The organism is Brachybacterium sp. AOP43-C2-M15 (genome assembly GCF_052446295.1).
Taxonomy (GTDB): Bacteria; Actinomycetota; Actinomycetes; order Actinomycetales; family Dermabacteraceae; genus Brachybacterium.
Genome location: NZ_JBQSWB010000024.1, coordinates 1 through 17,636 on the forward strand (window position 1 = coordinate 1; position 17,636 = coordinate 17,636).

The window sequence follows — 17,636 nt, forward strand, 5'->3', positions numbered from 1 at the left end:
GGGAATGGCGCCCTCATTCCCCCCGCTTCGTTGCGCGCACCGGGTCGCGGGGTGCATATCGGCTCACGGGCCCTCCGCGGCGCTGAGCGGTCACGAACCCGGAGGAAAACCTCATGGCCCGCCGGGTGCGCGCTCGATAGCGTCGGAGCATGGACGTCACCCTCATCGGCGGCGGCATCGCCGGCCTCGCCCTCGCCCACCAGCTCGCCCCCGACCACACCGTGACCGTGCTGGAGTCCTCCTCGGGCCCGCGCGGAGGCGGCTACATGATCGACTTCTTCGGCCCCGGCTTCGTCGCCGCCGAACGGATGGGGATCATCGAGGAGCTGCGCGCTCGCGGCCACGCCTTCGAGGGCGTGCGCTATGCGGGCCCGGACGGGCGGGAGACCGGCCGTATCGACGTGGGCCCGCTCGCCGCGGCGCTCGGCGGGCGGTACTTCTCGATCCTCCGCCCGGAGGTGGAGCTGGGCCTGCTGGCGGTGCTGCCGCCGTCGGTCGAGCTGCGCTACGGCGCCCCGGTGGTCGCCGTGCGCGATGCGGGGCTCGTCGGCGCGGCCTCCGCACGACGCGCCGTGGTCGAGCTCGCCGACGGCACCGTCATCGAGTCGGATCTGGTGGTCGCCTGCGACGGGGTGCGCTCCGCGGTCCGCGGGATGGTCGCCCCGGGCCACGGCCCGATCGTGCCGATGGGCTACCGGGTCGCGAGCTATCTCTACGAGGACCCGCAGCTCGCCGCCGAGCTGGGGGAGCGGATGCTGATGACCGACACCGTGGGGCGGGTGGGCTGGGCCTACGCGGCCGATGCCGCCCGGGTCGGCGTGATGCTCGCCGAGCGGGTCGATCCCTCCTCCACGCAGCGCCCGACCCCGGATCGGGAGCGGCTGCAGGCGGACTTCGCGGGACTGCACCCCCAGGTGGACCGGGCTCTCGAACACGCCCCGGAGAGCTTCTACGACGACCTCGTCGCGCAGGCGATCGCCCCGCGCTGGAGCCGGGGCCGGGTGGTGCTGGCCGGGGACGCGGCCCACGCCCCGTCCCTCCTGGCGGGCCTGGGCACCTCCCTCGCGATCGGCGGTGCGGAGGCCCTGGCCCGGAGCCTGCGCGCGAGCGGACCCCACGTCGAGGCGGGGCTGGCGGAGTACGAGCGGGCGTGGCGGCCGACGGTCGAGAAGACGCAGCGGGCCGGGCGCCGCACCGCCGCCTTCTTCACCCCGTCGAGCCCTGCCCGGCTGCGGCTCCAGCAGCTGCTCCGTCGGGGGTTCTCCCTGCCCGGGGTCGAGCGGCTGCTGCCCCGGACCTTCCTCGCACCCTGAGACCGCCGGCGGGTGTGGTCGCCTGATGGCCCGGGCCTCCCTCGCACCCCGGGACCGCCGGCGGGTGTGGTCTCCGCCGGGCGTGGTCGCCTGGGGGCCGTGCCCTCTCCGGCCCCGTGGTCACCAGCTGGCGCAGGAGCGAGGGCGGTGGACGTATCGGCGTGCTCCGCGCCCTGACGCCAGCGGCCGACCACGGGACGCTGCACCCGAAGTCCCCGAGCACCCGTGCACCGTGCACCCGTGCGCCCGATCCTTCAGCCCTGTCCCTGTCCCTGGTCCTGGCTCCCGCCCTGGCTCTGGCCCCTGCCCTGGGACGGGACGCGATCGCCCTGTCCGGGGGAGCGGGTTCCCCCGTGCGGGGGAGGGCACGGGGCCGCGGCTCGGCGAGGCTCGAGCCATGGACAACACCGTGAACCCACCGCCCGCTGCGACGTCCGTCGGATCCCGTCGCTCCTCCCGACCCGCGCCCCCCGCCCGGTCCTCCGACCTCGCCCGAGCCTCCGCCTCCGCCCAGCCCGACGACCCCGCCCGACCCGGTGGCCGCCTGCGGTCGCCCGTGCCTCGCCCGCTGCTGCTCGGCACGCTCCTGACCAGCGTCGTCGCTGCTGCCCTGGGGGTGCTCGAGCTGCTCCTGCCCGGCCGCGGACCGATCGCCGACGTCCTCGCCGAGACCCTGCTGGGGACCCTCGTCGGACCCGCCCCGACCGCCGTCGTCCTGACGCTCGCCGCGCTCCTCGGCGTCGCGACCTCGCTCACCGCGCATGCCGGGGCCCTGCCCCGCTCGGCGCTGACCGGGATCGGAACCGTGCTCGGCGTCGTCGGCGGGGTGGCGATGGGCGGCATGTCCACTCTCGCGACCGCCGGCTACCTGCTCGCCGTGTCGATGCCGCTGATCGTGGCGCTGCTGGTGGTGCAGGTGATCCGCCGCTATCCGCGAGCGCGCCTCGCGGTCTCGGCCGCGACCGTGCTCGGCCTCGGTGCAGGGGCTCTCCTGCTGGGGCCGGCGATCGGTGAGCTCGTCGGCTACCTCGCCCCGGCGCTCATCGCGGACTTCGCTCCCATCGGCCTGACCCTGCTGCTGGTGGGGCTGGGCGCGACCTGGCTCGCCGCCGCGACTGCGGCGCTGCGCGGCACCGGCGCCGCGGCGCGCGGGACCGCCTGGGCCACCCGTCACCGGATCCCGCTCACCGTGCTCGCCGCCTGCGGACCGGCGCCCTACGCGCTGCTGCGCCTGACCTGGCTCACCCCGTGGCCGCTGCTCGGCGGCGAGCACGCGATGGACCTCGCCGTGCGCCTGCAGGGGCTGCTGCTCTCCACGGGAGGCTGGCTCGGGATCATCCTGACCCTCGGGCTGATCCTCCCGTGGGGCGAGGTGTTCCCGCGGTGGATGCCGGTGCTCGCGGGACGGCCCGTGCCGGTGGCCGCTGCCGCCGTGCCCGGGGGAGCGGTCGCCGCCCTGCTCACCTTCGCGGCCGTGCCGCTGCTGGTCGGCGTGGCCTCGCAGGGCGCGGTCACGGTGCTGGTCTTCGCCCTGGTGTTCCCCTGCTGGTTCTGGGGCCCGGCCCTGGGGCTCGCGGTCTGGGGCTATGTCGGGCACCGACGCTCCCTGGAGGGCGGCACCGACGACGGCTCCCTCCCCGACGACGGCTCCCTCCCCGACGGCGCCGCCTGCGATGGCGCTGCACCGGATGTCGCTGGCGCGGCGAGGGCATGATCGAGAAGGATGGCGGGATGGAGACCATCCGACGGCAGGGCCGCCGCTTCGCGTGGCTGATGGCGGGTGCCGCCATCGGCCTCGCGGTGGTCCTGCTGGTGGTGGTCTTCGCGGTCGTGCTCACCAGGGGCGGGATCGCTGCACTGGCCGCCGTGACCTGGCTGCTGGTGCCGACGTGCCTGCTCCTCGGCGGAGCGCTCGGCCTGGTGCCGGGGGTGCGCGAGCTCGAGGTGACCGGTGCCCGCTCCATGCTGGGCGCCGACGGTGAGCTGCTCGTCCCCCGCCGGCCCCGCCCCGCTCACCACCTGCGCACCTGCGCCTGGGTGCTCCTGCACCTGGCGACCGGGCTGCTGATCGCGGTGCTGCTGCTGACCTTCCTGCCCTCGGCGGTGCTCGTCATCGTCGAGAACCTGGCCGGCCGCTCCATGGGCTCGGGGGTGGCGGTGCCCGCCGACACCGTCGGCCGTGCGGCCGTGATCGTGCTCGCGCTGCTGATCGGGGCGGTCTCCGCCGTGCTGTGGTGGCCGACGGGGGCGCTGCTCGCCCGCCTCGCTCCGCACGTGCTGGGGCCGACGACCGGCGACAGGCTCGAGCTCGCGCAGCAGCGCGTCGCTCGGGAGGCGGAGCGCACCCGCGTCGCCCGCGAGCTGCACGACGGCATCGGACACGCGCTGACGATCGTGAGCGTGCAGGCCGCGGCGGCTCGGAGGCTCCAGCACCGGGATCCGCAGGCCGTCGCCCAGGCGCTGGAGGCGATCGAGGCCACGGCGCGGGGCGCGACCGGGGAGCTCGACGGGATGCTCGCACTGCTGCGGGACGAGGAGCGCAGCGGCGCCGGAGCCGACGGACGCTCGAAGCCCCGGGACCGCGCCGCAGGGAGGACGCCGGCACCGCTCGCCGACGGGCGCCCGGCTCCGCTCGCCGACGGGGGCATGGCTCCGCTCGCCGACGGGGGCACGGCTCCGCTCGCCGACCTCGAGCAGCTGCTGGCTGCGCACCGCGCGGCGGGCATGGAGCTGCGCTCCCGCATCGCCCTGCCGGAGGGTCTTGCGGAGCTCCAGCGCTCCCAGCTGCTGCGCTGCGTCTCCGAGCTGCTCAGCAATGCGCACCGGCACGGAGCATCGGGACCCGTGGACCTCGCCCTGACGAGCGAGGACGATCGCGTGCGCCTGCTCGTCAGGAATGCGCTCCGCCCCGACGGCGACGGTCACGATGATGACGGTCCCGATGGTGCCGATCCCGGTGGTGTCGGTCCCGACGGCGCCGGTCACGATGATGCCGGTCCCGACGTCGACCGTCGCGATGGCGACGAGGCACCGCGAGCCACGGGCGGCCGCGGACTCGCCGGCCTTCGCGAGCGCGCCGAGCTGCTCGGCGGCACCCTGCGTGCCGGACCCGACGGCAGGCACTGGAGCGCATCCGTCGACCTGCCGCTGCTGAGGGAAGGACCCCCACGATGACCACCCCGCCCACAGAGCCCCCACCCACAGAGCCCACACCCAGCGAGACCCCGCCCATCGAGCCCCCGCTGCGGGTGGTGGTCGTCGACGACGAGCCGCTGGTCCGCCAGGGGCTCGCGATGATCATCGGCGCGGAACCGGACCTCGAGATCGTCGGCGAGGCCGGCGACGGCTCCCGCGCCGTGAGCGTCGTCCGCACCGCCCGTCCCGATCTCGTGTGCATGGACGTGCGGATGCCCGGGATCGACGGGCTGCGCGCCACGGAGCTGCTGCTGCGCCTTCCCGATCCGCCGAAGGTGCTGGTCGTGACGACCTTCGAGCACGACGAGCACGTCACCGACGCCCTGCTCGTCGGGGCGTCCGGGTTCCTGCTCAAGCGGGCGTCGGCCGCCGAGATGGTGCAGGCGGTGCGCACCGTCGGCCGTGGGACCAGCCTGCTGTTCCCGGACGCGGTGCGGGACCTGCTGCGACCCCGCGCCCGCACCGCGTCGTATCCGGGCCCGCCGCTCACCGAGCGTGAGACGGAGGTGCTGGCACGCATCGCCCGGGGCATGACCAACGCGGAGATCGCCGGCGCCCTGCACCTCGGCGTCGAGACCGTGCGCACCCATGTCGCGAACCTGCTGGGCAAGCTCGGTGCCCGCGACCGCACCCAGGCGGTGGTGATCGCCTACCGCACCGGTCTGGTGGACCCCGCGGACGGGGACGCGGCCGTGTGATCGAGCCTCGGCGGGGCGCAGGGCCCGTGGTGCGCCTCCGAACGCGAGATCGCACGGTCCGTGCCGATCCGTCCACCGTCCTTCTTGACAAGAATATTTGTCCAGAGGGAGACTGACGGCATGCACGAGGTGACGATGATCGAGGACCCGGCCGCCGCCGAGGCGTCCCTCGACCCCATGCGCCGGCGGCTGCTGGCGGCCCTGACCGAGCCCGGCTCCGCCTCGACGGTCGCCGCCCGGCTCGGGATCCCGCGCCAGAAGATCAACTACCACCTGAGGATCCTCGAGCGGCACGGATTGATCGAACTGGTCGAGGAGCGCCGCCGAGGGAACTTCACCGAGCGGATCCTGCGGACCACCGCGGCGTCGTACGTGATCTCGCCGGCCACCCTGGGGCAGGTGCAGCCCGATGCGACGCTCGCACCGGATCGGCTCTCCGCCCGCTGGATGCTGGCCCTGGCCTCCCGGCTGGTGCGGGACGTGGGCACGCTGCTGCGCGGCGCGCAGCAGGCGCACAGGCCGGTGGCGACCTTCGCGATCGACGGAGAGGTCCGCTTCGCCTCCGCGGCGGACCGCGCCGCCTTCGCCGAGGAGCTCTCCGAGGCGGTGGCCGAGCTCCTGCGCCGGCATCACACGAAGCGCTCCCCACGGACGGAGGGGAGCGGGAAGCTGCACCGACTGGTCGTCGCCCTGCACCCCGCGGTCCCTGCCGGCATGCCCGACGCCCCTGACGACCCCGATGTCCCTGACGACCCCGTCTCCGTCGACGACCCCGGTCCGGCCATCGACTCCGACCCGACCGACCACTGAGGAGTGCCCCCATGTCCGAGAACGCCGAGAACGCCGAGAACGCCGAGAACGCCGAGAACGCCGAGAACGCCGAGAACGCCGAGAACGCCGAGAACGCCGAGAACGCCGAGATCCGCAGGAGCTTCGAGATCCGCAAGGACGTCGTCCTGGAGGCGACCCCGGAGCAGGTGTGGCACGCGATCGCCACCCAGGAGGGCCAGGCCGCCTGGTCCCCGGACCCGTATGAGTCCATGGAGGGGATGGAGGTCGAGGAGGAGGAGAACCGACGCCTGGCCGTGCGCACCCCCGAGGCCGAGAACGGCGCCTTCCACGCCTTCGAGTACCTGCTCTCCACCGCGGACGACGGCACCACCACCCTCACATTCGTCCACAGCGGCTACCTCGGCGACGACTGGGACGCCGAGTTCGACTTCGGCGAGATGACCGCCTACGGCTGGGACATGTACCTGCACACCCTGGCCCAGTACCTCCGGCACTTCGCCGGCCGCCCAGCGGTCTTCGTCACCGCGCAGGGGCCCGAGTCCTCGGCCGCCCCGGGCGCCTGGGCGCAGCTCATGGAGGCGCTCGGCGCCGAGGGGCCGTTCGCGCAGGGGCAGCGGCTCCGCCTCGCGCCGGAGGGACTGCCGGTCCTCGAGGGCGTGGTCGACTTCGCCTATCCCGGCTACGACTTCCTCGCCCTGCGCACGGCCGACGGCCTCTACCGCTTCCACGAGATGTCGGCGATGGGGATGCCCCTCGCGATCGGGCACTACCTCTACGAGGACGTCGACCGTGAGGCGACCGAGCAGGCGTGGAAGGACTGGCTGGAGCGCGTGTTCTCCTGAGCGGTCCGCCCTCGCCGGCCGTCGGCCCGAGGAGCAGGTCCGCGGACGCGTCAGGACGGCGCCGGCGAGTCCGCCGAGGCCCGGTCGCGGAGCCCCGCGATCAGGATGTCGACACCGAAGCGGAAGTCGCCCTCATGGGATTCCAGCGTGACCGGCTCACCGGATCGGGCTCCCAGGCTGTCGTACTGGAGCCGCTGCTGCTCCAGCGAGACGTGCCCCAGGAGGAAGTGCAGCATGGTCGTGGCCGCTCGATCGGCGGATTCGGCGTCGAACGGGCTGGAGTCGAGGGCCTGACGGAGCCTCGCGTGCGCAGGGTTCTCGCCGAGTCCGAGGGCCAGTGAGCTGGAGACGATCTCCGCGCTGTCCCGGTACGCCAGGAGCGCGTCGCGGAGCACGAAGGCCTCCGCGCGCAGCCGTCCGTCCCATCCCGAGGCCGACTCGGCGGGATGCCTCCGGGTGACGATGCGATCTGCGAGATCGGCCAGCAGGGTCTGCTTGTTGGGGAAGTGCCAGTACAGCGCGCTCGGTCGAACGTTCAGCTCGGCGGCCAGCCGACGCATGGTGAGGTCCGGCAGGCCGAGCTCGTCGAGGATGCGAAGAGCCGCCCTGGCGACGTCATCCCTCGTCAGCCTCGCGTTCTGCATGCCGGCCACTGTACCCCGTGCACGCTGGTCCGCCCGGTCGTGGTACGGTCCTGAACATCGTTCAATGAACAGTGTTCAGGAGGCATCGTGTCCAGTCAGGTCCTTGCGCCGCGAGGGGTCTATCTCGCCGACGTCCGGCGGGCGAGCATCGCCCGCGACGCCGTGCTCGTGCTCGGAGGGACGGCGTTCATCACGCTGTCCGCGTTCGTGGTGGTCCCGCTGCCGTTCACGCCCGTGCCTATCGCCCTGTCCACGTTCGCCGTCCTGGCCACCGGCGCATCGCTGGGCGCGCTCCGCGGCGCCCTCAGTGCGGGCCTGTATCTGGTGATCGGCGCACTGGGAGCCCCGATCTTCTCCGACGGGCAGTCGGGGGTCTCGTTCCCGACCTTCGGATACGTGGTCGGCTTCGTCATCGCCGCGGCCGTCGTGGGGCAGCTGGCCCGCCGTCGGGCGGATCGCAGGGTGGGCACCACGCTCGCGATGGGCGCGCTCGGCAGCATCACGCTGTACGTGTGCGGCGTGCCCTGGCTGGCCGCGTCCCTGGGGGTCGGCCTGGGGCAGGCCGTGATGCTCGGCGTCGTCCCCTTCCTCCTCGGGGACGCCCTCAAGGTCCTGGCGCTGAGCGCACTGCTGCCCACCGCGTGGAGGCTCGTCGACAGGATCTCGCCGGGGGTCGACGAGGGCGGGTGGTGATGGACTACGCCGCCCTCGCTCTCGACATCGACGAAGGGGCGCAGCTCGACGCCGGCTCGGCCCTCGAGATCCTGCGCGCTCCGGATTCCGAGCTGCTCGACCTCGTCACGGCCGCGAGCGCCTTGCGGCGACGGCACTTCGGCCACCGCGTCAAGCTGAACTACCTGGTGAACCTGAAATCGGGGCTCTGTCAGGAGAACTGTTCGTACTGCTCCCAGGCGCTCGGATCCACCGCGCCCATCGTGAAGTACAGCTGGCTCGCGCAGGACGAGGCCGTGCATCAGGCGGAAGCGGGCATCGCCGGTGGTGCCGCGCGCGTCTGCCTGGTCGCCAGCGGTCGGGGCCCCCTGCCTCGCGACGTCGAGCGGGTCTCGGGCATCGCCGCACAGCTCAGACAGCAGTACCCGGACCTCGAGGTGTGCGCCTGTCTGGGCCTGTTGAAGGACGGCCAGGCGGAGCGCCTCGCCGAGTCCGGGGTCGATGCCTACAACCACAACATCAACACCGCGGAGTCCTTCCACGACGAGATCGTGACCACCCACAGCTATCAGGATCGTCTCGCGACGATCGCCAGGGTCAAGCGAGCCGGGGTGTCGCCGTGCAGCGGTCTGATCGTGGGGATGGGCGAGTCCGATGAACAGGTCGTCGAGGCCCTCTTCGCCCTGCGCGAGCTGGGTTCGGAGTCGATCCCGATCAACTTCCTGGTGCCCTTCGACGGCACGCCGATGGAAGGGCGATGGGACCTGACCCCGGTGCAGTGCCTGAAGATCGTCGCCCTCGCCCGACTGACGTGTCCGAGCACGGAGATCCGCCTGGCGGGCGGCCGCGAGACGCACCTGCGGAGCCTGCAGGGGCTCGCCCTGCACGTCGCGAACTCGATGTTCCTCGGGGACTACCTCACCGCGGAAGGGCAGGCCGCGGCAGCCGACCTCGAGCTCATCCACGACAACGGCTTCACGATCGAGGGAGAACAGCGCCCCCTCGATGCGGTGGACCACCGGCCCAGGGTGCGCGGGCGGGGCGCCGGGACGGGGCTCTCGCCGAATGCGTGATCACATCCTCGGCAGGTCGGGGTTCGCCGTATGCCCGGGCGGGCTCGGGATCCTCGATCGGCGAGGTCCGAGCCGCTCTCCGGATCGGGCCGGGGTGCCGGCGGGCGCTCAGGCGGTGCCCAGGCGCTGCCGGGCGGTGCGGCCGCGGCTCCCGACGGGGACGGAGCCGACGGCCTTCGCGAGCCCCACCGTCGCGCCGTTGCCGTAGAAGGTCTCGATCCCCTCCGGATCCACCGCATAGGTCTCATGCCAGATCCCCACTGCGCCGGGGTGCTTGCGGGCGGCCGCGTTGAACGCCTTCCAGGCCGGAAGGTGTGCGCGCGAGCCCATTCGCGCGTAGGCGTAGAGGTGCTCGGTGCTCTTCCAGTACTGGACCACCCAGGGGCCCTTCGCGCCCATGAGGGTGGCGGCGTCGAGGAAGCCGAGGTCCTCGGCCTCGCCGCGTTCGGCAGCGGCGCGGTGGCGGTGCAGCTCCGCGAGCATCCGCGGCATCGCGGCGAAGACCGGGCCCCACAGATCCGGACGCCAGGGGCGGTGGATCGTCATGCCGATGTGGAAGACGACCAGGGAGTCGACGGGGCCGTGGGTGAGGTTCGGAGGCCGGGGCGAGGCGGGGGCGGTGTGCGTGGGCATGGGCGGTATCTCGTTCCATCTAGAAAGTGATACTTTCCAATCGTGCGGCCGACGGGCGCAGCCGTCAAGCCCCACCCGTCAAGCCCCACCCGTCCCGCCCGTCACCCGTCCAGCCCGTCCCCCGTCCCGTCTATCGGAAGGAGCCCGATGAGGATCTCCGAGCTCTCCGCCCGCACCGACGTCCCCGTCGGAACCCTCAAGTACTACCTGCGCGAGGGGCTGCTCGCCCCTGGTCGCCGCACCTCCCGCACCGGGGCCGAGTACGACGACTCCCACGTCGCCCGGGTGCGTCTGGTGCGTGCGCTCACCGATGCGGGCGGGCTCGGCATCGCGGCGGTGCGACGCGTGGTCGAGGTGATCGACGCTCCGGAACCGGCGCGGCTGGACGTGCTGGCCACGGCGCAGGACGCCCTGCTGCGCGAGGACGTCCCGGACGCCCGCCCCGTGGCCGCAGGATCCGGCGACGCGATCGCCGCGCCTGTGACCGTCGGCCAGGACGGACCGGCTCCCACCGGCCACGGCGCCCCCCGCGCCGCCGCCGAGGACTGGGTGCGCGAGCGCGGCTGGACGGCATTCCCCGGGGACCTCGTCATCGCGCGGCTCGAGCGAGCCTGGCAGGCCTGTGACCAGGCAGGGGTCTCGCTCGATGCGGAGCTGCTGGACGAGTACGCGGACGCGATGGAACAGGTGGCCCGTCTCGATGTGGCCTCGGTGCCCCAGGAGCCGGAGGGGGCGGTGCGCCGCGTCGTCGTCGGCACCGTGATGCTGGAGCCCGTGCTCCTCGCCCTGCGGCTGCTGGCGCAGCGCGAGCTCTCGCTGCGGCAAGCGGGAGGCGAGGCGGACGGCTGCGCCGCGCCGCCGCGGCTCTGATCAGAGGCGGATGGCGCCGAGCTTCTCGGGATTGCGGATCATGTCGATCCGGGTGACCGCGCCGCCGTCGGCCTCGACCCAGACCACGCAGTCGATCCGTGCGCCCTCGAAGCCCACCAGCGCCGGGCGCCCGTTGACCTCGTGGATCGCCCACGACAGCGCCTCCACCTCGGGCTTGGCCAGCACGCCGGCGATGAAGGGGAGCACCTTCCCGACCCCGCGGACGGGCCGCAGCGCCGCCTTCGCCCGCCCGCCCGCATCGGTGGTCAGCACCACCTCGGGGGAGAGCACCGCGACCATCTCCTCCAGCGGCGTCCGGCCCTCGGCGGCCTCGAGGAACGCGGTGGTCAGTGCGCGATGCGTCGCCTCGTCGGCCGGATGGCGGGGCGCGCGTTCGTGGACGTGCGTCCGGGCGCGACGGACCAGCTGCCGCACCGCGGCCTCGGACCGTTCGAGGGCGGAGGCCACCTCCGGGTAGGGGAGGGCGAACACCTCGCGCAGCACGAAGGCGGCGCGCTCGAGCGGGGAGAGCGACTCGAGCACCACCAGCAGCGCGAGCGAGACCTCGTCGGCGACCTCCGCGGCGCGGCCCGGGTCCGTGGCGACATCGGTGGAGACGGGCTCGGGCAGCCACGGGCCGATGTACTCCTCGCGCCGTCGGTCGCGGGTGCGCACGATGTTCAGCGCCGTGCGCGTCACCGCGGAGAGCAGGTACGCCCGCGGGTCCCGCACCGTCGCGAGGTCCACCTCCTGCCAGCGCAGCCAGGTCTCCTGCACCGCGTCCTCGCTGTCGGCCACGGTGCCGAGCACCCTGTACGCGGCCCCGAGCAGAGCGCGGCGGTGCGCGATGAAGGCGCTCTGGTGGTCGGTGGGCGTGGTGCTCATGGGAGTCCTCCGCGATCCGCGCCGGCAGGCGGTCTCAATCCTCTGCGGCCCAGGGTACGTCGCAGTCCTCGGCGAACCCCTGGCTGGTCAGGCCCAGCCCCGCGTTGGTGCGCGAGCGGTGGTTCTCGAGCGAGACCAGGGCGGCCAGCTCGACCACCTGGGCGTCGCTGAGATCCTCCCGCAGGCGTTCGACCATTGCGTCGGTGACGGACGACGGGGTCTGCGTCGCGGCCACCGCGTACTCGAGCACCGCGCGCTCGAGCGGGGTGTAGACCTCGCTCGTGCGCCACTGCCCGATGCCGCGGAGCTTGCGCGGGTCCACCCCGCGGTGGTGCTGCTCCCAGTAGCCGAAGTCCATGCACCAGGAGCAGCCGATCTCGCGGGCCACCACCATCACGGCCAGGGCGTTCAGGGTGGGGGAGAGCGTCTTCCAGCGGGAAGCGGTGGCCTCGAGCACGAGCGAGGAGAGCAGCACCCCGCGATGGTGGAAGGAGGCCCGCAGCGGGTCGAGCACCTTCCCGTACAGCCGACGGGCCGCCCAGCTCGCGACCCGCTCGACGGGCCCGTCGAGGTCCAGCGGGACCCGGGCGGCGGGACGCGCCGGCGGGGCGGAGTGCAGGGGCGTGATCGCGGACATGGCAGTTCCTCTCCTCGGCCCGGGCGGGCTCGTCGCCGTGGAGACACCGCCCGGCGAGGATCTGTGACATCGCGCGATCCTCGAGGCGGGGCGGGGGTGCGCGCCGACGAGCCGGGCGACGGGTGCTTCTCTCCGCCTACAGGTGTCGGGTGCCGCCGTGGGCGCGGAAAGCTCCGGGCGGCTGCCCGTAGCGACGGCGGAAGGCGGTGATGAACGGGCGCACCTCGGGATAGCCGCAGGACCGCGCGATGTGCGCCACGGGCTCGTCGGACTCCAGCAGAAGGTGCGCGCCGCGCTCGAGCCGCATCCGGCGCAGGGCCGCCATCAAGGACTCCCCGGTGGCGGCGGAGAACAGCCGCGCCGCGTGCCGGGAGGAGAGGTGGACGACCCCGGCGATGTCCTCCACCCGCAGCGGGCGCTCGAGGTTGTCCGCGAGGTGCCTCTCCATGGCGGCGACGCTCGAGGTGGAGCGCGCGGTCGGGTCCAACGCCACGGCCAGGTCCTCCGTCCTCGCGAACGCCCGGCCGGTCTCGATCACGAGCGCGCCGCCCAGGGCTCTCACCTGGTCGCCGACCCCGGCCCTCGGTGAGCCCGCTTCGGCGGCCAGCGCTGCGATGAGCGCGGGCAGCGACCCCAGCGCCTGCGAGATGCGCGGGCGGTCCTCACGCAGCAGGCCGCTCCACCATCCCGGTGACGCGGCAGGGGAGGCACCCGCGGGCTGCAGGGCGATGCCCCAGAAGGCGATGCCCAGCCCGTCGACCGGATGCGAGACGATCTCGTGCACCTCTCCCGGTCGGGCCAGGAACACGCTGCCGGCGCGCACGGTGTGCCGCGTGCCGTCCACGGTGAAGGTCCCGGACCCCGCGTAGGCCAGGCACACCTCGTGGAAGGAATGGGTGTGGGCGTGGTTCCGCCACACATGGGGCACATAGAAGCCCCAGCTCAGGAAGTCCACCGCGAAGCCGTCGACCTCACCGGCCGCGAGCAGGCCGGTGAGGTCGTCGAAAGTCGTCGCCCCGGCGACGAGGTCGAGTCTCACAGAGGCATCATGCCCTGCCGGCGCGCCCGGTGGGGTCGGTCCCGGCGAGCATGAGGCCCTGGCCGAGGGAATGGGTGTGCTGATCGGTCAGCGGCGGATCCGCCGGATCGCGGAACTGGACCAGCCAGGTGGTGCGGGCCTCGTCGCTGAGGTTCACGCCCGAGCTGTGCACGGTGAGGTAGGTGAAGAACAGGACGTCCCCGGCCTCCGCCTCCATCGGCACCAGCTCCTCGAGGGGGAAGTCGGGCAGGTGGTGGCTGCCCTGCGGGTCGTGCTCGCGGGGGCCGGCCCGATGGCTGCCGGGCGCGATGCGCACGCAGCCCTTCACGTCCGGGGCATCGTCGAAGTGGAAGATCGCGGCGGCGACGCGATGGTGGGTGTGGGGGAAGAACGGGTGGTCCTGATGCGGCGGGAACGGGGAGCCGTTCTCCGGCGGCTTGATGAACATCTTGGTGTGGTGCAGCTGCACGTTCGGGGTGCGCAGCACGGCCGCCGCCACGTCGGTGAAGCGAGGGTCGGTGAGCAGCCGGGTGAAGGCGGCGTCGTAGAACTGCGCGTCGTGCAGGTGCTGCAGGCTGGTCGCGCGGCCCATGGCGATCTCGGACGCGGCGTCCCAGGTGGGGTCGTCCCCGCGGTCCAGGGCGGCGATGAGCTCGTGGCTCCGGGCGCGGTGCTCGGCCGCCTCCTCGGGGCTGAGAAGGCCCTTGACCAGGACGTAGCCCTGTTCGTCGTAGGTGTCGGCCAGGGTGTCGGGATCGGTGTGGGTGCTGGAGAGGGTGGTCATCATCGACCCTTCCGTGAGTGGGAGCAGCTGTCGGATCGTGCTCTTCGAGGCTAGGCGGCGCGGCGCGAGGTGCTCCAGGTCCGCAGCGGACGCGCATGTTCGCAGGACGGACACGGCGCAGTCCGGCAGGGTGATGCGTCAGCGTCGCCGCGCGTACTCGGTGAGGCTCACGCCGCTCTCGAAGGTGCGGGTCCGCTCGTGCTCCCAGAGCTCCGGCGCGAAGTCGCCCGGAGCGAACAGCGGGATCCCGCCGCCGAACAGCAGGGGCTGGCGCTTGAGCACGAGCCGGTCGATCTCGCCGTGCAGCTGGGCGGCGAGGAGCCCGCCGCCGCACAGCCAGATGTCGGCCCCCGGCCGCTGCTTCAGCGCCCGCACCACGGCGACCGGATCCTCCGCGGTCACCCGCAGGTTCTCGCCCGGCGGCAGGTCGCGGTGGGTGAACACCACCTGCTCGAGGTGCCGGTAGGGGCTGGGCATCTGCGGGAGGCCGACGGCGTGGGTGTTCGCGCCCATGAGCACGGTGTCGAACCGCTCACCGTGCTGGGGGATCCCGAGGTGCGCCGCGATGTCCGTGGGGATCGCGTCGGCGAACTCCTCGTTGATCCCCTCCATGTGATCGCCCTCGACGAGGAAGTCGTCGAACTGGTGCTGCGGACCGGCGATGTAGCCGTCCAGGCTCACTGCCACGTAGTACACGAGTTCTCGCATCGTTGCTCCTGACGTCGGGGGCGTCGCCGTCGGTGATGACCACAACGGCTGTCGTGGAGGAAGGGTACGACAGGTGTTGTGGTGAGCGCTACGCTTTTCCCGTGCCCCCCAATCAGGAACGTCGCAGGCTCCTCGCCGACGCCGGGCTGCGAGTGCTCGCCGCGGACGGCGCGCGCGGTCTCACCCACCGTGCGGTGGACCGCGCGGCCGGGGTGCCCCTGGGCACCGCCTCGAACTACTTCCGCTCCCGGGCCGCGCTGATCGACGGACTGGTGGAGCGGATCGGGCAGCGGCTCACCCCGGAGCCGGAGTTCCTCCGGCGCCACGAGGGCCTGCCCCCGACCCGGGAGCTCTTCGCCGAGTACCTCCGGGACATCGTGCGCCGCCTGCTCCGCGACCCGCACGTCACCATCGCGCTGTTCGAGCTGCGGCTGGAGAGCACGCGCCGCCCCGAGGTGGCCGCCTCGCTCCGGAGCTGGCGGAGGGAGGGCTTCGCCGCCGACGTCGCCTTCCACCGTCGAGCCGGCTTCCCCGGCGGCGAGCGCGAGGTCGCGCTCTTCCATCATGCGATCGACGGGCTGCTGTGGGACCGGCTCACCGGACCGCTGATGCCTCAGGAGCCGACGGACGAGATCGTCGACGCCCTGGTCGAGGGCCTGCTGCCGGACTGAGGCCCGGTCGCGGCGGCGCGCCGCCGGGCGTGCTCGATCGGGCGGCCCGGTCGTGGCGCCCGGACCGCAGCGCCCCGATCGCGACGTCTCGATCTCGACAGCCCGGTCGGCGAGGCTGGGTCTGAGCTGATCGGTCAGTGCTGATCGGTCAGTACGGCGTCGAGGGCGGGGCGCCCGGGGGCGGCTCCGGGGGCGGGGGCTGCTCCGGCTGCGTCGGCAGGTCCGGGGCGGGCTCGGGGGAGGGGGCAGGCGGCCGGCCCGGGATCGGTGCCGGCGGCGCGGAGGGCGGCGCGTCCGGCGGATCGGTGGGCGGATCCGTGGGCGGCTGTCCGGGTGGGGTCATCGGTGGCTCGCTGGGAGGAGGCAGGGATGCTCCCTGCGACGAGGTCGTGGCCGTGCGAGGCGGTGCAGGTCGGTCGGTCATGGTCGGTCCTTCCGCAGGCTGTCGACGGGATGCCGGATCGGTCGACGGTGCGCGACGTGCGAGGCGGCGCGGAGCCCGTGCGTCCAGCTCCGGCTGCGCGCCGCCTCGCTCAGCTCTCGAGCATCCGCGACCGGGTCAGGAACCTCTTCCCGTCGGGCGATTCGAGGCTGAACCCGCCGCCGCGCCCGTCGACCAGGTCGATGGTGAGGTGGGTGTGGCGCCAGTAGGCGAACTGCTCGCGGCTCATCCAGAAGTCCAGCGGCGAGGAGCCGCCGTCCGGCAGCGGCACCTCGACGTGGCCCATCTTCACGTCGGCGTCCCCGGTGAGGAAGTCGCCCTCGGGGTAGCACATGGGGGAGGAGCCGTCGCAGCAGCCCCCGGACTGGTGGAACATCAGCGGGCCGTTGCGGTCCACGAGGCGCTGGATCTGCGCGACGGCGGCGCGGGTGAAGGCGACGCGGGAGAAGTCCTCCCCCTCGACCGTCGGCTCCATCTCGAGGACGTCGTCGCTCTCGGTGGGCTCGGGGAGCGGGGGCGTGGGCGGTCGGCCCGGCTGCGTGCCCGGGCTGATGGCGGTGGAGGAATCGGTCATGGTCGTCCCCTTCCGTGGCGGCCGTCGCGCGAGATCGCCGTCCGACGGGCGGCGTCTCGATCCGTCCCGTCCGGCGTCCCCTCGCGGGCGAGCGGCGCTCGATATGTGACGTGCACCACCAGGATAGGCCCTTCCCTCCGGGCATAGGGTGGAGCGCATGGAGCATCGTCACCTCGGCCGCAGCGGCCTCAAGATCAGCGAGATCATCTACGGCAACTGGCTCACCCACGCCTCCCAGGTCGAGGACGAGCGCGCCACCGCCTGCGTGCGCGCCGCGCTCGACGCGGGGATCAGCACCTTCGACACCGCGGACACCTACGCGAACACCGCCGCCGAGGTCGTGCTCGGCGAGGCGCTCAAGGGCGAGCGGCGCGAGTCGCTCGAGATCTTCACCAAGGTGTACTTCCCCACCGGCCCCAAGGGGCACAACGACACCGGCCTGTCCCGCAAGCACATCCGCGAGTCGATCGACGCCTCGCTGCGTCGCCTGCAGACGGACTACGTCGACCTCTACCAGGCGCACCGCTACGACGACGCGACCCCGCTCGAGGAGACCATGCAGGCCTTCGCCGACGTGGTCCACTCCGGCAAGGCCCTGTACATCGGGGTCTCCGAGTGGAACGCGGACCAGCTGCGCGCCGGCCACCAGCTGGCCCGCGAGCTCGGCATCCAGCTGGTCTCCAACCAGCCGCAGTACTCGATGCTGTGGCGCGTGATCGAGGAGCGCGTGGTCCCCACCTCGCGCGAGCTCGGCATCTCCCAGATCGTCTGGTCGCCCGTGGCCCAGGGCATCCTCACCGGCAAGTACAAGCCCGGCGCCGAGGCCCCCGAGGGCTCCCGCGCCCGGGACGAGAAGGGCGGCGCGGACATGATCAAGCGCTTCCTGAACGACGAGGTGCTCACCGCCGTGCAGGGCCTGCTGCCGATCGCCGAGGAGCTCGGCCTCACCCCGGCGCAGCTCGCGGTGGCCTGGGTGCTCGGCAACGACAACGTCGCCGGCGCCATCATCGGCGCCTCCCGCCCCGAGCAGGTCACCGAGAACGTGAAGGCCGCCGGCGTCACCCTCGACGCCGACGTGAAGGCCCGCATCGACGAGGTGCTCGGCGAGCTCCCCGAGACGGACCCCGCGAAGACCCAGTCCCCGGCGCACCGCCTGAGCTGAGC

The 17,636-nt window shown here is 73.2% G+C and carries 19 protein-coding genes; 11 read left to right on the forward strand and 8 right to left on the reverse strand.

Annotated elements, in window-relative coordinates:
- The first annotated feature begins 149 nt into the window (after nt 1–149).
- The 6 genes from ACT3SP_RS17415 (at nt 150) to ACT3SP_RS17440 (ending at nt 6,840) form a co-directional block, all read left to right on the forward strand.
- A complete protein-coding gene (locus ACT3SP_RS17415; RefSeq protein WP_444588556.1) occupies nt 150–1,313 on the forward strand; it encodes an FAD-dependent monooxygenase in 1,164 nt (387 codons plus the stop codon).
- A 397-nt stretch (nt 1,314–1,710) separates the two neighbouring features.
- Nucleotides 1,711–3,027, forward strand: coding sequence for a hypothetical protein (locus ACT3SP_RS17420; RefSeq protein WP_444588557.1), 1,317 nt, complete (start codon nt 1,711–1,713; stop codon nt 3,025–3,027).
- 17 nt (nt 3,028–3,044) lie between these two features.
- Entirely contained in the window at nt 3,045–4,487 is a 1,443-nt protein-coding gene (locus tag ACT3SP_RS17425; protein ID WP_444588558.1) for a sensor histidine kinase, read from the forward strand.
- Nucleotides 4,484–5,206 (forward strand): response regulator transcription factor, encoded by a 723-nt coding sequence (locus tag ACT3SP_RS17430; RefSeq protein WP_444588559.1) that lies wholly within the window; start codon nt 4,484–4,486, stop codon nt 5,204–5,206. The genes ACT3SP_RS17425 and ACT3SP_RS17430 overlap by 4 nt, the downstream gene beginning before the upstream one ends.
- Before the next feature lie 120 nt (nt 5,207–5,326).
- Nucleotides 5,327–6,016, forward strand: a complete 690-nt coding sequence (locus ACT3SP_RS17435) for an ArsR/SmtB family transcription factor (protein ID WP_444588560.1) — start codon at nt 5,327–5,329, stop codon at nt 6,014–6,016.
- A gap of 11 nt (nt 6,017–6,027) precedes the next feature.
- Nucleotides 6,028–6,840 carry a hypothetical protein gene (locus ACT3SP_RS17440; RefSeq protein WP_444588561.1) on the forward strand — a complete coding sequence of 271 codons (813 nt, stop codon included), beginning with the start codon at nt 6,028–6,030 and terminating at the stop codon, nt 6,838–6,840.
- 50 nt (nt 6,841–6,890) lie between these two features.
- Here ACT3SP_RS17440 and ACT3SP_RS17445 read toward each other — a convergent pair whose 3' ends face one another.
- Nucleotides 6,891–7,484 carry a TetR family transcriptional regulator gene (locus ACT3SP_RS17445; RefSeq protein WP_444588562.1) on the reverse strand — a complete coding sequence of 198 codons (594 nt, stop codon included), beginning with the start codon at nt 7,482–7,484 and terminating at the stop codon, nt 6,891–6,893.
- Nucleotides 7,485–7,571: 87 nt separating this feature from the next.
- Here ACT3SP_RS17445 and ACT3SP_RS17450 point away from each other — a divergent pair, with 87 nt between their 5' ends.
- The gene (locus ACT3SP_RS17450; RefSeq protein ID WP_444588563.1) at nt 7,572–8,177 is read left to right on the forward strand and encodes a biotin transporter BioY; all 606 of its coding nucleotides are present in this window, start codon (nt 7,572–7,574) and stop codon (nt 8,175–8,177) included.
- The gene (gene bioB / locus ACT3SP_RS17455; protein WP_444588564.1) at nt 8,177–9,229 is read left to right on the forward strand and encodes a biotin synthase BioB; all 1,053 of its coding nucleotides are present in this window, start codon (nt 8,177–8,179) and stop codon (nt 9,227–9,229) included. Before ACT3SP_RS17450 ends, bioB begins: the two co-directional genes overlap by 1 nt.
- Before the next feature lie 108 nt (nt 9,230–9,337).
- Here the strand turns inward: bioB and ACT3SP_RS17460 are convergent, their stop codons facing one another.
- Nucleotides 9,338–9,862: a DUF4188 domain-containing protein gene (locus tag ACT3SP_RS17460; protein ID WP_444588565.1), complete on the reverse strand. Its 525-nt coding sequence runs from the start codon at nt 9,860–9,862 to the stop codon at nt 9,338–9,340.
- Between the two features lie 147 nt (nt 9,863–10,009).
- Here ACT3SP_RS17460 and ACT3SP_RS17465 point away from each other — a divergent pair, with 147 nt between their 5' ends.
- Nucleotides 10,010–10,732, forward strand: coding sequence for a MerR family transcriptional regulator (locus tag ACT3SP_RS17465; RefSeq protein ID WP_444588566.1), 723 nt, complete (start codon nt 10,010–10,012; stop codon nt 10,730–10,732).
- Here ACT3SP_RS17465 and sigJ read toward each other — a convergent pair whose 3' ends face one another.
- The 5 genes from sigJ to ACT3SP_RS17490 all read right to left on the reverse strand — a co-directional run bounded on the left by sigJ (nt 10,733) and on the right by ACT3SP_RS17490 (nt 14,785).
- Nucleotides 10,733–11,617: an RNA polymerase sigma factor SigJ gene (gene sigJ, locus ACT3SP_RS17470; RefSeq protein ID WP_444588567.1), complete on the reverse strand. Its 885-nt coding sequence runs from the start codon at nt 11,615–11,617 to the stop codon at nt 10,733–10,735.
- 34 nt (nt 11,618–11,651) lie between these two features.
- A complete protein-coding gene (locus tag ACT3SP_RS17475) occupies nt 11,652–12,254 on the reverse strand; it encodes a carboxymuconolactone decarboxylase family protein (RefSeq protein ID WP_444588568.1) in 603 nt (200 codons plus the stop codon).
- A 136-nt stretch (nt 12,255–12,390) separates the two neighbouring features.
- Entirely contained in the window at nt 12,391–13,293 is a 903-nt protein-coding gene (locus ACT3SP_RS17480; RefSeq protein WP_444588569.1) for an AraC family transcriptional regulator, read from the reverse strand.
- Nucleotides 13,294–13,300: 7 nt separating this feature from the next.
- Nucleotides 13,301–14,077: a phytanoyl-CoA dioxygenase family protein gene (locus tag ACT3SP_RS17485; protein ID WP_444588570.1), complete on the reverse strand. Its 777-nt coding sequence runs from the start codon at nt 14,075–14,077 to the stop codon at nt 13,301–13,303.
- Nucleotides 14,078–14,215: 138 nt separating this feature from the next.
- Nucleotides 14,216–14,785 carry a dihydrofolate reductase family protein gene (locus ACT3SP_RS17490; protein ID WP_444588571.1) on the reverse strand — a complete coding sequence of 190 codons (570 nt, stop codon included), beginning with the start codon at nt 14,783–14,785 and terminating at the stop codon, nt 14,216–14,218.
- Nucleotides 14,786–14,886: 101 nt separating this feature from the next.
- On the opposite strand from ACT3SP_RS17490, the gene ACT3SP_RS17495 reads away from it, so the two are divergent.
- Nucleotides 14,887–15,456, forward strand: a complete 570-nt coding sequence (locus ACT3SP_RS17495; RefSeq protein ID WP_444588572.1) for a TetR/AcrR family transcriptional regulator — start codon at nt 14,887–14,889, stop codon at nt 15,454–15,456.
- A gap of 533 nt (nt 15,457–15,989) precedes the next feature.
- On the opposite strand, the gene ACT3SP_RS17500 is transcribed toward ACT3SP_RS17495, so the two are convergent.
- Nucleotides 15,990–16,472 (reverse strand): DUF779 domain-containing protein, encoded by a 483-nt coding sequence (locus ACT3SP_RS17500; RefSeq protein WP_444588573.1) that lies wholly within the window; start codon nt 16,470–16,472, stop codon nt 15,990–15,992.
- A 157-nt stretch (nt 16,473–16,629) separates the two neighbouring features.
- Here ACT3SP_RS17500 and ACT3SP_RS17505 point away from each other — a divergent pair, with 157 nt between their 5' ends.
- On the forward strand, nt 16,630–17,634 hold the full coding sequence (locus ACT3SP_RS17505) for an aldo/keto reductase family protein (RefSeq protein ID WP_444588574.1): 1,005 nt from the start codon (nt 16,630–16,632) through the stop codon (nt 17,632–17,634).
- The last annotated feature ends 2 nt before the right edge of the window (nt 17,635–17,636 follow it).

Coding starts and splice junctions, on each gene's coding strand:
- ACT3SP_RS17440 (WP_444588561.1), top strand. CDS start 6,028: ATGTCCGAGAACGCCGAGAACGCCGAGAACGCCGAGAACGCCGAGAAC.
- ACT3SP_RS17500 (WP_444588573.1), bottom strand. CDS start 16,472: ATGACCGATTCCTCCACCGCCATCAGCCCGGGCACGCAGCCGGGCCGA.
- ACT3SP_RS17505 (WP_444588574.1), top strand. CDS start 16,630: ATGGAGCATCGTCACCTCGGCCGCAGCGGCCTCAAGATCAGCGAGATC.
- ACT3SP_RS17485 (WP_444588570.1), bottom strand. CDS start 14,077: ATGACCACCCTCTCCAGCACCCACACCGATCCCGACACCCTGGCCGAC.
- ACT3SP_RS17445 (WP_444588562.1), bottom strand. CDS start 7,484: ATGCAGAACGCGAGGCTGACGAGGGATGACGTCGCCAGGGCGGCTCTT.
- ACT3SP_RS17465 (WP_444588566.1), top strand. CDS start 10,010: ATGAGGATCTCCGAGCTCTCCGCCCGCACCGACGTCCCCGTCGGAACC.
- ACT3SP_RS17490 (WP_444588571.1), bottom strand. CDS start 14,785: ATGCGAGAACTCGTGTACTACGTGGCAGTGAGCCTGGACGGCTACATC.
- ACT3SP_RS17475 (WP_444588568.1), bottom strand. CDS start 12,254: ATGTCCGCGATCACGCCCCTGCACTCCGCCCCGCCGGCGCGTCCCGCC.
- ACT3SP_RS17420 (WP_444588557.1), top strand. CDS start 1,711: ATGGACAACACCGTGAACCCACCGCCCGCTGCGACGTCCGTCGGATCC.
- sigJ (WP_444588567.1), bottom strand. CDS start 11,617: ATGAGCACCACGCCCACCGACCACCAGAGCGCCTTCATCGCGCACCGC.
- bioB (WP_444588564.1), top strand. CDS start 8,177: ATGGACTACGCCGCCCTCGCTCTCGACATCGACGAAGGGGCGCAGCTC.
- ACT3SP_RS17460 (WP_444588565.1), bottom strand. CDS start 9,862: ATGCCCACGCACACCGCCCCCGCCTCGCCCCGGCCTCCGAACCTCACC.
- ACT3SP_RS17435 (WP_444588560.1), top strand. CDS start 5,327: ATGCACGAGGTGACGATGATCGAGGACCCGGCCGCCGCCGAGGCGTCC.
- ACT3SP_RS17430 (WP_444588559.1), top strand. CDS start 4,484: ATGACCACCCCGCCCACAGAGCCCCCACCCACAGAGCCCACACCCAGC.
- ACT3SP_RS17415 (WP_444588556.1), top strand. CDS start 150: ATGGACGTCACCCTCATCGGCGGCGGCATCGCCGGCCTCGCCCTCGCC.
- ACT3SP_RS17425 (WP_444588558.1), top strand. CDS start 3,045: ATGGAGACCATCCGACGGCAGGGCCGCCGCTTCGCGTGGCTGATGGCG.